Origin of the sequence: Bacillus sp. GC_Bacil_1, assembly GCF_026540675.1 — a bacterium.
GTDB lineage: Bacteria > Bacillota > Bacilli > Bacillales > Bacillaceae_G > Bacillus_A > Bacillus_A cereus.
In genome coordinates, this window is the sequence record NZ_JALNUG010000018.1 from 43705 (window position 1) to 58403 (window position 14699).

Below are 14699 nucleotides of genomic sequence, written 5' to 3' on the forward strand. Positions count from 1 at the left end.
ATACTTTGCGTGACAACACCTTGTTCTGTTGTCACGTTTTTTATAGAGTAAGATTTTATTAATGCTGGGGGCTATATTATGCTTTTTAATTCTTTTGAATTTATGCTTTTATTCTTGCCTATAGCAGTAATTGGATATTTCCTATTGCAAAAAGTTAACGAAAATTTCGCGAAACTTTTTTTAGTAGGTATGTCCCTTTACTTTTATGCATATTTTGAGGTGAAATACCTATTGCTAATAGGAGTTTCATTATTTACAAACGCATTTATAGGCCAACAAATTATACAAAAAATTAATCAAAAAACCCGAAAAGTATTTTTAATAGTTGGTTTAGTATTTAACATATCATTACTGGGATACTTTAAATACTCTGATTTCTTCTTAGATAATATAAATACCCTATTTGGAACTGATATACCTTTATTAAAGTTATTACTGCCTTTAGGCATTAGTTTTATTACCTTCCAAAAGATAGGTTTTTTAGTAGATTGCTATAAGAGGGAATTAACAAATTTTAATTTTATTGATTTTTGCTTGTTCGTAACGTTTTTCCCGCAACTTATTGCAGGACCCATTGTCCATCATAGTAAGGTCCTCCCTCAATTTCAAGATGAATCTAAAAGAAGTCCGAATATTGAAAATGTTTCAAAAGGACTTTACATATTCGGAATTGGTCTTACTAAAAAAGTAGTAATTGCTGATTCGCTAGCACAATGGGCTGATTTTGGCTTTAGCAATGTAAATCAACTATCTACGACCGATGCATGGGTTTCATCACTTGCATATACATTACAACTGTATTTTGATTTTAGTGGATATTGTGATATGGCAATAGGTGCAGCGTTGTTATTCAACATTATACTACCAATTAACTTCTTTTCTCCTTATAAATCTTTAAGTATTCAAGATTTTTGGAGACGTTGGCATATGACATTAGGACGATTTTTCACTCAATATGTATATATTCCATTAGGTGGGAGTCGAAAAGGGCAAATTCGTACTTATTTAAATTTATTTACAATTTTTCTTATAAGTGGAATTTGGCATGGCGCTGGATGGACGTTTGTTATTTGGGGCGTTTTACACGGATTAGCTATTGTAATACATCGATTATTTAAAAACTTAGGTGGAAAAATGCCTAAATTAATTGCTTGGATTTTAACAATGGGATTTGTACATGTAACATGGGTGTTCTTCAGAGCTAGTTCTGTAGAAGATGCATTAACTATGTTAAATCGCATGTTCAACGTAAATTACTTACACATCCAAACAGCACTTATTCAATTCCGTCCAGAAACATTAACTGGTGTGTCTATAATGGATAATTTAATTTATTCAATTTGTAATTTATTCCCGTTCCAAGTGACTGGTGATCATTTTAACTTCCAAACTATTTTATACCTAGCAATTGGAATCGCTATTGTATTATTTACAAAAAATTCTATAGAAAAATTAGAATCTTTCCATCCAAAACCGATTTATGCTTTTGCATTAGCTAGCATGTTTATACTTTCTTTGATGTATTTAAATCGTGTAAGTTCATTCTTATACTTTAATTTCTAATAACCGTAGGTGAAAAATATGTATAAACGTTTTATATGTTGGTTTATTATATTCCTTTTCATTTTCTCTGGAATAGTTTGCTCTATTGTTTATAAGCTTGACCCATTGTATGTATATAAATTTAAGAAGAACGATTATTTTTATGCTACTGAACGCTATCAAATGCCTGGACTTATTAGACATATGGATTATGATACCTTATTTGTAGGAACTTCTATGGGAAGAAATTTCCTTGAACCTGACGCTAATAAATTACTTCATACTACCAGCTTTAATGGCTCTCTTCCAGGTTCAACAGCTAGGGAACAAAATATGACAGCCCAGTTAGCTACTCATTCAAGAACTGTTAAAAATGTTATTTGGGAGCTTAATTTATATTCATTCTCTGGAAAACCTGAATGGGTATCAGAAGGTGCTTCACCATTTCCAACTTACATGTATGATACAAATAAGTTAAATGATATCCAATATTTAATTAGCCCGTATTCTCGAAAAGTAGCATTACAGAATATGAAATTAAAATTAGATCCAACAAAATCTCCACAGGATCCCCATTGGCTATACAAATTTGGAGATGAAGAGCCAAAATTCCCAGTAGATATAGCTAAAAGGGTTATTGACGGAACACCCCATCAATCAATCAGCGATGGTTGGTATCATGAACAAATGCTTAAATCTTTTGATTCTAATATTATTGAACTTGTAAAACAAAACCCGGAAGTACAGTTTACATTTTTCTATGCGCCATATCCAGTAACATATCACGTAGTTATGGATAAAAACGACTCAAAGCATACAAAGGAAAATATGTTATTTAAAAAAGAAGTATACACTAAATTAGCACAACTAAAAAATGTAAAACTCTATGATTTCCAAGATCAAAAAGAAGTTACGTATAATCTTTCTAATTATATGTCTGATCAAACGCATTATTACAGATATATAAATGATTGGATTGTAAAACAATTAGCAACAACTGAACCGATTACTAATAAACAAGATTACGAACAAAGATTAACTAACTTCTCTAATGAAATACGGAATTTCGATACTTCTAAGCTAGTGAATTCAGATGAAAGACCTAAATAATAAAAAAGGTAACAATGAAAACTATCATTGTTACCTTTTTATATTGTAATACCCCATAAGTCTCAAGCGGAATTCTTTTAAAGTTGGATATATCTCTAAATTAGATAACATCCCTTGAATAACCGGGATCCTTGGATTAGACAATCTCATTTCCGCCTCTAAAACATCTAATGTTACTAGCAGCTCATCGTCCTCTAATTGATCAGCTAGAGTGCGCTTAAATCCAATAATTTCTTTTAAAAAATGCTCTTTAACCTGTTCCTTAATGAGCTCTGATTTACAAAGAAATTCTCCAAGCTTTTCTTCATGTAAAATAGGCTCTTCCGAAGACCCTACCAAGCCATCTACTAGATTATCTACTCTTTTTAAAATAAAAGCAGAGACGTAAGATAAATCAATTTCTGTTGCTTGTAAAATAATTAATTCTAAATACCCACGGCATATGCCTTCCACCATAATTACTAAATCCAATAAATATGGCATAATCTTTTTACCATAAATGGACAATAAACTATTTCGATAAAATGCATGAGACTCTAACTTCATCCGCACCATAAATTCTTCCACTTCTTTATTAAACGGAATCGCATTTTCTCTCGCATGCATAATAATAAACTCTTTATGCTTTTGTATATCATTAAACTGACAATGTAATTGTTTTGCAAATTTTTCACGTGGTAACAAAGACTCTTGCTCAATATCCAGCATTTTCTTTTGAATTTTGTCATAATAATATCGAAGTGTCGCTAATAAAAGCTCATCTTTTGATTTAAAATATAAGTAAAAAGCTCCCTTAGATATACCACTAGCTGTCACAATTTCCTGCACTGATGTCGCATTTACACCCTTAGTAGCAAATAACTTCATAGCCGATTCTATAATTAAACGCTCTTTTTCTTTCATATCTTCTCTCCTAAATTTAATCTCGCATCTTATTATGGATTTATTATACCATCTCTTTTTATTGACGATTGACCAAACGGTCAGTTATATTATGTATTAGACTGACCAGTTGGTCAATATAATAAAAAGGGAGCGCAAACATGAACAAAATCATCAATTTCTCGTTAAAAAATAAGTTCGCAGTTTGGCTACTAACCATTATTGTTACTATTGCAGGGATCTACTCTGGACTCAATATGAAGCTGGAAACAATTCCTGATATTACAACACCGATTGTGACAGTAACTACGGTCTATCCTGGTGCTACACCAGAAGAAGTAGCTGATAAAGTTTCAAAGCCGATGGAAGAACAACTACAAAATTTAAGCGGTGTTAACGTTGTGAGCTCATCATCTTTTCAAAACGCATCTTCTATTCAAGTAGAATACGATTTTGATAAAAATATGGAAAAAGCAGAAACGGAAATTAAAGAGGCTCTCACGAATGTGAAACTCCCAGAAGGTGTTAAAGATCCTAAAGTTTCACGAGTAAACTTCAATGCTTTTCCTGTTATTTCGTTAAGCGTAGCAAGCAAGAATGAATCTTTAGCTACCTTAACTGAAAATGTAGAGAAAAATGTTGTACCAGGATTAAAAGGACTTGATGGTGTTGCATCTGTTCAAATTGCAGGTCAACAAGTAGATGAAGTACAGCTCGTCTTCAAGAAAGATAAAATGAAAGAATTAGGACTAAGTGAAGATACTGTAAAAAATGTGATTAAGGGATCGGACGTATCTTTACCACTTGGCTTATACACGTTTAAAGACACGGAAAAATCAGTTGTTGTAGATGGCAATATTACAACAATTAAAGCGTTAAAAGAAATCAAAATCCCAGCTATACCTTCATCACCTAACGGTCAAGGTAGTCAAAATGCTGGCGCTGGTGCACAAACGCCGCAAATGAATCCAGCTGCTATGAACGGAATTCCAACAGTTACATTAGACGAAATTGCTGACATTAAAGAAGTTGGGAAAGCAGAATCCATTTCTCGAACAAATGGAAAAGAAGCAATTGGAATTCAAATTGTGAAGGCCTCTGATGCAAATACAGTTGATGCTGTAAATGCAGTAAAAGATAAAGTAAAAGATCTTGAGAAAAAATATAAAGATTTAGAGATCATTTCAACATTCGACCAAGGTGCACCTATTGAAAAATCAGTTGAAACAATGCTGAGCAAAGCAATTTTCGGCGCTATCTTTGCGATTGTTATTATTATGCTGTTCCTACGAAATATTCGAACAACGTTAATCTCTGTCGTTTCAATACCACTTTCTTTATTAATTGCTGTTTTAGTCATAAAGCAAATGGATATTACGCTTAACATTATGACGCTTGGAGCAATGACAGTGGCTATAGGCCGTGTTGTTGATGACTCAATTGTTGTTATTGAAAATATTTACCGACGTATGTCGTTATCAGAAGAGAAATTGCGCGGAAAAGATTTAATTCGTGAAGCTACGAAAGAAATGTTTATCCCGATTATGTCTTCTACCATTGTGACAATCGCTGTATTCTTACCTCTAGGACTTGTAAAAGGTATGATTGGTGAAATGTTCTTACCATTTGCCTTAACTATCGTCTTCGCTTTATTAGCGTCGTTACTAGTGGCTGTTACAATCGTACCGATGCTAGCTCACTCTTTATTTAAGAAAGAGAGTATGAGGGAAAAAGAAGTACATCATGAAGAAAAACCAAGTAAATTAGCAAATGGTTATAAACGCATACTTGCATGGGCTTTAAATCACAAAATTATTACATCAAGTATCGCTGTCCTTCTATTGGTTGGTAGTCTTGCACTTGTACCAGTTATCGGTGTAAGTTTCTTACCTTCTGAAGAAGAAAAAATGATTATTGCAACATATAATCCTGAACCAGGTCAAACGTTAGAAGACGTTGAAAAAATTGCAACAAAAGCTGAGAAGCACTTCCAAGATAATAAAGACGTCAAAACAATTCAGTTCTCATTAGGTGGAGAGAATCCAATGAGTCCTGGTCAATCAAACCAAGCAATGTTCTTCGTGCAATATGATAACGACACGAAAAACTTCGAAAAAGAGAAAGAACAAGTCGTTAAAGATTTACAGAAGATGTCTGGCAAAGGCGAATGGAAAAACCAAGACTTCGGAGCAAGTGGCGGTAGTAATGAAATTAAACTATACGTTTACGGAGATAGCTCAGAAGACATTAAGCCTGTCGTAAAAGATATTCAAAATATCATGAAGAAAAATAAAGACTTAAAAGATATAGATTCTAGTATTGCAAAAACATATGCAGAGTACACTTTAGTCGCAGATCAAGAAAAGCTGAGTAAAATGGGCTTAACGGCTGCTCAAATTGGAATGGGACTTTCTAATCAACATGATCGACCTGTTTTGACAACAATTAAAAAAGACGGTAAAGATATCAATGTATATGTAGAAGCTGAAAAACAAAATTATGAAACAATCGATGACTTAACAAATCGTAAAATTACAACACCACTCGGTAATGAAGTAGCTGTGAAAGATGTTATGACTGTAAAAGAAGGCGAAACATCGAATACAGTAACACACCGAGATGGCCGTGTTTATGCAGAGGTTAGTGCAAAATTAACATCTGATGACGTTTCAAAAGCATCTGCTGCAGTCCAAAAAGAAGTAGATAAAATGGATCTTCCTTCTGGTGTAGATGTTTCTATGGGCGGTGTTACTAAAGATATTCAAGAATCATTCAAGCAACTTGGCCTAGCGATGTTAGCGGCAATTGCCATTGTATACTTCGTTCTTGTCGTTACATTTGGCGGTGCCCTTGCACCATTCGCAATTCTATTCTCGCTACCATTCACAATTATTGGGGCTCTTGTTGCCTTATTAATCTCTGGTGAAACATTAAGTGTATCTGCAATGATTGGGGCGCTTATGTTAATCGGTATCGTTGTAACAAACGCAATCGTGCTTATCGACCGCGTTATTCATAAAGAAAATGAAGGTTTATCAACACGTGAAGCTTTATTAGAAGCTGGTGCAACACGCCTTCGTCCGATTTTAATGACTGCAATTGCAACAATCGGTGCTCTTATCCCGCTTGCATTAGGATTTGAAGGTAGTGGCTTAATTTCTAAAGGACTTGGTGTAACAGTAATTGGTGGATTAACAAGTTCAACGTTATTAACACTTCTTATTGTTCCAATCGTTTATGAAGTATTAAGCAAGTTCAAAAAGCAAAAAGCAAAATAACAAAAAAATAACCTCGCTAACTGCGAGGTTATTTTTTATTTCCAAACAAGATTAGGAAATCGCCATAGCCTTCTTTCTCTAATTCCTCTTTTGGAATAAATCGAAGAGCTGCGGAATTAATACAGTAACGAAGGCCATTTGGTCCTGGACCGTCTGGAAATACGTGCCCAAGATGTGAGTCTCCTTCTTTACTTCTCACTTCTGTACGTGTCATATTATGACTCACATCCATCTTTTCTTTCACACTTGCTGACATAACTGGTTTTGTAAAACTAGGCCATCCACATCCACTATCAAATTTGTCTAGAGAAGTAAACAGCGGCTCACCTGAAACGATGTCTACATAAAGACCTTCCTCTTTATGGTTCCAATACTCATTTCGAAATGGTGGTTCTGTACCATTTTCCTGTGTTACATAAAACTGCATCTCATTGAGTTTTTCTTTTAAATGAGCATTATCCTTTGGCCAATGTTGCTTAATAAAAGCATCTCGTCCTGAGCCTTTACGATATAACTCATAGCGGAATGTGTTTTTCTTATGATATCCTTGGTGATATTCTTCAGCTGGATAAAATGTAGCTGCTGGTAATATTTTTGTCGCAATTGGTTTTGAAAAGCGTCCACTCTGCTCAAGCTCTTCTTTTGAGGCCTCAGCTTTTTTATGTTGTTCTTCATTATGATAAAAAATCACCGTTTCATAAGACTGCCCGCGGTCGTGGAATTGTCCCCCAATATCAGTCGGATCAATTTGTCTCCAATATATATTTAACAATTCCTCATACGGCATTTTATTTGCATCAAATGTAATTTGTACTGCTTCATAATGTCCTGTTGTTTCTGAGCACACTTCTTTATACGTTGGGTCCTCTTTATGACCGCCTGTATAACCTGAAACAACCTGTATAATTCCCTCCATCTCTTCAAATGGAGAAACCATACACCAGAAACACCCTCCAGCAAATGTAGCCAATTCTACCTTTTCATTTACAGCCATTACTTCACCCCTATTCTATATTCTCCTTACAGTATGGCATAAGAAACATAATGTTATAAAAGAAAAAGCATCGAACATCGATGCTTTTTCTCTACTTCACTTTATTTTTTTCCAACATCCTTCTCAATTTCATCACTTGTCACGTCTAAAACATCTAGTAAGAAAATGAAGATTGGAATACCGATAATCAGTCCCCATACACCTAAGAAGTGCTCTGAGAAAATTAATACCATAAAAGTATAGAAAATCGGTAAATTTGTTTTTTGCGACATAAACTTCGGATTTAATACGTAACTTTCAAGCGCATGAATCACTGTTACGATAACTAAAATATAAACAACGTACATAATACCGCCAATATTGTAAGCAATCATACAAAGTGGGAATAACGAAATGATAACCCCCGCTACTGGAATTAATCCAAGCAAGAAAATCATTAATGCTAAACCTAATAATTGCGGGAATCCTAATATCCATAGTGCAATCACGGATAAAACACAGTTAACAACTGCAATTAAAAATTGTGCTTCGATTACTTTTCCGAATGAACGTGCAAATTTCTTACCGAAGTACTCAATTTCAGTATAGAAAATTGCAAGCCTGCTTTCTTTAAACTTTGCAGTAAAACCAACAATACGAGATTTTTCTAGTAAGAAAAACAAACTCAAAATTAAAGAAAGTAAAACTTGAAGACCAAATTTACCAACATTCGTAATTGATTTATACAAAATGTCTACGCCTTGTCCTACATATTTAGAAAGCTCCATATGATTGACAGCATTAACTGCATACTTAATTAGTTCACTATCTGGTGGGTTTCTTAAAAATACATTGAATTGGTAAATCAATTGTGAAATTTGTATCGTTAATACTGGTAAATATTTAAATAGCGTAATAGCAATTCCACCAATTAACATTACATATAGAAATGCTATAATAATTTTTCGATTAATAGGCATGAAATGATCTAATTTGCGGGAAATAAACTTTTGGAATCGATCCATTAAATACGTGAGAATAAACGTAATTAATATTAAATTCAACATACTTTGCAGCCCGTATAACACGAGAGCAAGTATTACTAATACGAGTAACCTCTGAAATCCTTTGCTTTGAAACAGGTTTTTTATTTGCATAATCGACGAATACTCTCTCCTGTCCTATAAACTAAAACGTTAATAAGTAGATTTCTCTCTCTTTTCTACTTTTAATTATTCATTCATATTAAGATTTTTATAAACTCATTATATGCCTACCTTAACAGGTATATAGTAGCTTACTTCTTATTTTACAATACAATGACCTAATTCAAAACGTATTCTACATAGTATTAATGAAGATTTAAGGAAACTTACATTTTTTTAAATAGGTCTTACCACTACTGTAACATAAAAAGCAAGCTATCAGTAGAAATCTGTCCTACAAATAGCTTGCTTTTCTTATTTTTTAAGTAAGTTTTACTATCCAATGAATGGCATGAACATCGGGATGACAACTACTGTTACAACCCCAACTACCGTTACAGCGATACTTGCCATCGCTGCCTCTACCTCACCCATTTCAATTCCTACTGCAACTCCTAGTGCATGGCCCGCTGTTCCAAGTGCTAAACCTTTTGCAATCGGATGTTTCACTCTAAATGTTTTTAAGAATAATGCTCCTAATGCGTATACGATAACTGCGTTGAAAATAACCGCAAACGATGTAATTGCAGGAATACCACCAATACTTTCTGAAATTGGTAACGCAATTGCTGTTGTTGCTGCTTGTGGTAGCATTGAATTCATTACTGCTGTATCTAAACCGATTGCTTTTGCAACAATGAACACGACAATTACTGAACAAATAGATCCAACCACGATAGCTGATAAAATTTTCCACCAATATTTTTTCAACTTATCAACTTGTTTATATAGCGGGATAGCGAATGCAATTGTTGCTGGCTCTAAGAAGAAACTAATCATTTTTCCACCAGTATTATATTCTTCAAAAGTAAAGTTACCTACCTTTAGAAAGACAATCCCTAATACCATCGCTACGAATAATGGTGTAAATAGGAAGAACCCTTTTGAATGCTTGAATAATAATGTTCCGATTCCGTATGCGATTAATGAAACGACGATTCCGAAATATGGAGTCATTGTGCTTGCCATGTTCATTACCTCCTAACAATATATAAATTCAATGGTTACGCAACCTTTCCGTGCTTGCGTCCTTTATTTACTATTTTCAATTCTTTTGTATCTTCTGTTTCTTTTTCATCTTTTCCTAAAATGAATTGTGCAAATAATCCTGTTACAGCGAGTAAAATAACTGTTGCTACAACAATTACAGTTAAAATTTGTACAAAGTATTGCCCCATTACACCAAGAGAATTAATAACTGAAATACCCGATGGGACGAAAAGGAATCCGATAATGCCGGTTAAAGCTGTTCCAAGTGATTCAACTTGCTCCAATTTAATTACTTTTAAACATAATAGACTAAATAAAATAACTAACCCGATTACCGATGAAGGCATTGGAATTGGTAAATGCGTTGCAATAATATTTGAAATTAACATAATAGCTGAGAATATAAATGCTTGTGATAAGAAACTATATACTTTTTTCGTACTCATTTTGGCCACCTCTTTCGATTTGGTACCTTTATTGTATAGGACATAAACACTAAAGTAAGCGTTTACATAACAGAACGTCAAATATACAGAATCAGTTACAAATATAAAAGGATGAAATACAAAAGCTGCTTCTTAAATACGAAGCAGCTTCTTGAGTTCTTTTGCATATGTACGGCTAACAGGTACTTTCGATCCTTCTTTCATGATTAAATTATAAGTAGAATTGAACCATGGCTGAATTTCAGTAATATGATTAATATTCGCAATAAAGCTACGATGGATGCGCATGAAGCTTGCTTGTGGTAACTTCTTCTCTAAAATTACAAGTGTATCATGTGTTACATACGTTTCCCTCATTGTTTTTACTGTTACTTTCCCATCTACAAGCCCTACATATATAATGTCTTCAATATTCACAAGTACGATTGATTCTTCAATTGGTAATGCTAATTTATGCATCTCTGCTGCTACATCTGTCCCCTTTATTTCGTGCTTCGTTTCTATTTGCGCTTGTTTTTGTTTTTTATACTTCTTTAATGTTTGCACAATACGTTCTTCATCAAATGGTTTTAAAATGTAGTCTAACGCATCTACTTCAAATGCTTGCAGCGCATATTGATCATAGGCAGTAGCAAATACAATTGCAGGTGGATTTTTCATCTTCTTTAATATATTCGCGATTTCAAATCCGTTATCATCGGATAATTGAATATCTAAAAACACAATATCTGGTCTACTTTGCATTAATTCTTCTAATGCGTCTTCCACACAATCAGCCTCACCAACTATCTCAACTTCTTTCGTTCTCTCTAATAAATACTTTAGTTCATCACGTGCTAACATTTCATCGTCAACTACTAATACTTTTAACACCCGGCTCTTCCTCCCCTACTTTTTTTGGAATAATAAAGGTAATCTCCGTCCCTTTATTTAATTCACTTTCGATATGAAGCATCGTTTCTTTCCCAAATAACCCAATAAGACGTTCATTAATATTATATAAAGCTGTTCCAGTCCCTTTCTTTGATGAAACTACCATCTTTCCTAATTGTTCTAAACGTTCTTCCTCAATTCCCTGTCCATTATCTTTTACTTCAAAGTGAACCATACCCTCTTTTTCAAAAACATGCACTTCCACTTCGCATATTGGTTGCTTCTTCGGAAAAGCATGTCGCAGTGCATTTTCAACCAATAGTTGAAGAACAAATGGTGGTACTAAAGTTGTCTTTAGCTCATCCTCAATATACATCTTTACCTCATACTTATTTGGGAACCTTGCTTGTTCTAGTGATAAGTATGCCTGTACGTGGTTTAATTCTTGTTCTAGCGGAATCAATAACTGACGTGCCCCTTGCAAATTACAACGAAAATACACGCTCAGCTGTAATAGTAACTTCCTTGCTTTTTCTACATCTGTTCGGCATAAAGCTGATACTGTATTAATCGCATTAAATAAAAAGTGCGGGTTAATTTGCGCTTGTAATGCTTTTATCTCCGCATCTTGAAGTAATTTACTTTGCAACTCAGCTTCTCCTAACTCTAACTGCGTGGAGAATATCTTTGCTAACCCTTCTGCTAATTCTTCTTCAACGCGACTTAACTGGTTAGAATTTTTGAAATACAGTTTTAATGTACCTATCGTATTTCCATGTGAAGTTAGTGGAATAACAATAGCGGCTTGTAAGGGACAGCTTTCATGTTGGCAATTAATAACCTCACGTGATTTCGCCTTCATTATTTGCCCTGTATGTAAAACCTCTTTTGATAAACCAGTTATTAAACTATGTGAAGGAATATGGTGATCTGATGCTAATCCAACGTGCGATAATATTTTCTCTGTATCTGTTAAAGATACCGCATCCGTTCCTGTAAAGCGGTGAATAATTTGTGCCACATGCTTACACGATTCTTCTGTTAAACCTTGACGAAAATACGGTAACGTTTTATCAGCAATACGCAATACTTTATGAGTCTGAAGTGCTTTTGCATTCTCCTCCTGACGCAAAATAGCTTGTATCATAGAAAGTAAAATAAAACTTCCAAAACTATTTACAAGAATCATCGGTATCGCTATTGTTTTCACAACGCTAATTCCATCCTCTATAATTAATAAAATCATAACCATTTCTAAAGATACGATAAAAACACTTAAAACTGCTGAAAACTTAGGAGTAATTGTACGATTATATTTTTTGAAAATATATCCGATATAACCAGTTATAATCCCCGCTAAAATAGAAGAGATTGCGCAGCTTAGCGCTGTCGTACCACCAAGCATATAACGATGAATACCAGCAATAAACCCTACTCCAACCCCTACGATAGGGCCACCAAGTAAGCCACTAATACCAACACCCATAATACGCGTATTCGCAATTGTACTTGACGAAGAAACACCTTGTAACCAATTTTCATTCATAATCGTATTTCCTGCTATTTCAATCCCAGTGTAATTGCTTACAATTGTAAATACCGAAAAAATACAAATAAGCTTAAGCTTATCTACATAGCCATCCTGTTTATGAAGGAGACGTCTGAAAGTTTTAATATGAGAGAGTAAAAATCCTAAAATAACTATAAGTCCGACTCGTTCAATCATCATGAGTACTAAATTTAGCATCTTTGATTCATTCCTTTTTATTTAGTTAGTTTTATTATGGGAAAATAATGAAGTCGGCGTCAAGAAGAACGAAATATTTTTTGAAATATTTTACACATAATAACTTCCTCTTTATTTGACAATACAATAGAAGAGTGCTAAAAATAAAGTAATATAATACAGTCCTTTAACCCAACCCCGTGAGGTTGAGAAGGAAGTCGGAATACAATATACGTATGTTCTTTTTTGGGGATACGTATGCTTTTTTGGCCTTCTCATCATATCAGGTGAGAAGGCCTTTTGTTATTCTTCCATAGCGACTGTAGAAAATAAGGAGGAGTAATAATGAACGTCACTACTGATGTACAACAAATAACAGAGGAGACGAAAGCGAAAAGATATAAAACATTATTTGGTTCTGCGCTAGGATATGCAGCAGAAGGTTTAGATATGTTGCTATTATCTTTCGTACTTGTCTATATTTTAAAAGAGTTTCACTTAAGTCCTGTTGAAGGTGGAAACTTAACATTAGCTACCACAATAGGGATGTTAATTGGTTCTTATTTATTTGGATTTATTGCTGATTTATTTGGACGTATTCGTACAATGGCCTTCACAATCTTACTGTTTTCACTAGCAACCGCACTCATTTATTTCGCAACAGACTACTGGCAATTATTAATTCTTCGCTTTTTAGTTGGAATGGGAGTTGGTGGTGAATTCGGAATCGGAATGGCCATTGTAACAGAAACATGGTCTAAAGAAATGCGCGCTAAAGCGACATCTGTTGTTGCACTTGGATGGCAATTTGGTGTACTGGTTGCTTCACTCCTTCCAGCATTTATTGTCCCGCATTTTGGATGGAGAGCCGTTTTCTTATTTGGATTAATTCCAGCTTTACTAGCTGTCTATGTCCGTAAAAGTTTAAGTGAACCGAAAATATGGGAGCAAAAACAACGCTACAAAAAAGAACTATTGCAAAAAGAAGCTGCAGGTAAATTAACACCTACTGAAGCAGAACAACTAAAACATATAAAAAAATTCCCACTTCGAAAGTTATTTGCCAGTAAAAAAGTAACAATCACAACAATCGGTCTTATTATTATGTCATTTATCCAGAACTTCGGATATTACGGAATCTTCACATGGATGCCAACTATTTTAGCAAATAAATATAACTATACATTAGCAAAAGCAAGTGGCTGGATGTTCATTTCTACCATCGGTATGCTAATTGGAATTGCAACCTTTGGTATTCTAGCTGATAAAATTGGTCGTCGTAAAACTTTTGCAATTTATTATATTGGCGGTACAGTATACTGCCTCATTTACTTCTTCTTATTCACAGATTCAACATTATTATTATGGGGAAGTGCATTGCTTGGATTCTTTGCAAATGGAATGATGGGAGGATTTGGGGCAATTTTAGCTGAAAACTATCCTGCTGAAGCTCGCTCTACCGCAGAAAACTTTATTTTCGGTACAGGACGTGGATTAGCTGGATTTGGGCCTGTTATCATCGGCTTACTCGCTACAAGTGGCAACCTACTTGGAGCATTGTCCCTGATTTTTATCATCTACCCAATCGGGTTAATTACAATGCTACTATGTGTACCAGAAACAAAGGGAAAAGTATTAGATTAAACGTAAAAGAGGAAGCATCTCATTTAAGAT

At 34.3% G+C, this 14699-nt stretch carries 11 protein-coding genes; 4 read left to right on the forward strand and 7 right to left on the reverse strand.

Annotated elements, in window-relative coordinates; genetic code table 11:
* Positions 1-78: 78 nt before the first annotated feature.
* A complete protein-coding gene (locus tag OXT04_RS23240; RefSeq protein ID WP_098570401.1) occupies positions 79-1563 on the forward strand; it encodes an MBOAT family O-acyltransferase in 1485 nt (494 codons plus the stop codon).
* An 18-nt stretch (positions 1564-1581) separates the two neighbouring features.
* The gene (locus tag OXT04_RS23245; protein WP_089172063.1) at positions 1582-2652 is read left to right on the forward strand and encodes a hypothetical protein; all 1071 of its coding nucleotides are present in this window, start codon (positions 1582-1584) and stop codon (positions 2650-2652) included.
* Positions 2653-2682: 30 nt separating this feature from the next.
* Here the strand turns inward: OXT04_RS23245 and OXT04_RS23250 are convergent, their stop codons facing one another.
* Positions 2683-3555 carry a TetR/AcrR family transcriptional regulator gene (locus OXT04_RS23250; RefSeq protein ID WP_267417916.1) on the reverse strand — a complete coding sequence of 291 codons (873 nt, stop codon included), beginning with the start codon at positions 3553-3555 and terminating at the stop codon, positions 2683-2685.
* Between the two features lie 140 nt (positions 3556-3695).
* Between OXT04_RS23250 and OXT04_RS23255 the strand changes: the two genes are divergently transcribed.
* Complete coding sequence (locus tag OXT04_RS23255; protein ID WP_267417918.1) at positions 3696-6812, forward strand: efflux RND transporter permease subunit; 3117 nt, start codon at positions 3696-3698, stop codon at positions 6810-6812.
* Positions 6813-6840: 28 nt separating this feature from the next.
* Here the strand turns inward: OXT04_RS23255 and msrB are convergent, their stop codons facing one another.
* The 6 genes from msrB to lytS all read right to left on the reverse strand — a co-directional run bounded on the left by msrB (position 6841) and on the right by lytS (position 13046).
* On the reverse strand, positions 6841-7806 hold the full coding sequence (msrB, locus tag OXT04_RS23260; RefSeq protein WP_000290179.1) for a peptide-methionine (R)-S-oxide reductase MsrB: 966 nt from the start codon (positions 7804-7806) through the stop codon (positions 6841-6843).
* Positions 7807-7907: 101 nt separating this feature from the next.
* Complete coding sequence (locus OXT04_RS23265; RefSeq protein WP_097924439.1) at positions 7908-8942, reverse strand: AI-2E family transporter; 1035 nt, start codon at positions 8940-8942, stop codon at positions 7908-7910.
* Positions 8943-9266: 324 nt separating this feature from the next.
* Positions 9267-9959 carry an antiholin-like protein LrgB gene (gene lrgB, locus OXT04_RS23270; RefSeq protein WP_000168863.1) on the reverse strand — a complete coding sequence of 231 codons (693 nt, stop codon included), beginning with the start codon at positions 9957-9959 and terminating at the stop codon, positions 9267-9269.
* Positions 9960-9994: 35 nt separating this feature from the next.
* Positions 9995-10426 carry an antiholin-like murein hydrolase modulator LrgA gene (gene lrgA / locus OXT04_RS23275; protein WP_053563271.1) on the reverse strand — a complete coding sequence of 144 codons (432 nt, stop codon included), beginning with the start codon at positions 10424-10426 and terminating at the stop codon, positions 9995-9997.
* 132 nt (positions 10427-10558) lie between these two features.
* Positions 10559-11299, reverse strand: coding sequence for a LytR/AlgR family response regulator transcription factor (locus OXT04_RS23280; RefSeq protein WP_000921848.1), 741 nt, complete (start codon positions 11297-11299; stop codon positions 10559-10561).
* Positions 11277-13046: a two-component system sensor histidine kinase LytS gene (gene lytS, locus OXT04_RS23285; RefSeq protein ID WP_065229625.1), complete on the reverse strand. Its 1770-nt coding sequence runs from the start codon at positions 13044-13046 to the stop codon at positions 11277-11279. Before lytS ends, OXT04_RS23280 begins: the two co-directional genes overlap by 23 nt.
* A gap of 324 nt (positions 13047-13370) precedes the next feature.
* Here lytS and OXT04_RS23290 point away from each other — a divergent pair, with 324 nt between their 5' ends.
* On the forward strand, positions 13371-14669 hold the full coding sequence (locus OXT04_RS23290) for an MFS transporter (protein ID WP_267417925.1): 1299 nt from the start codon (positions 13371-13373) through the stop codon (positions 14667-14669).
* Positions 14670-14699 lie beyond the last annotated feature (30 nt).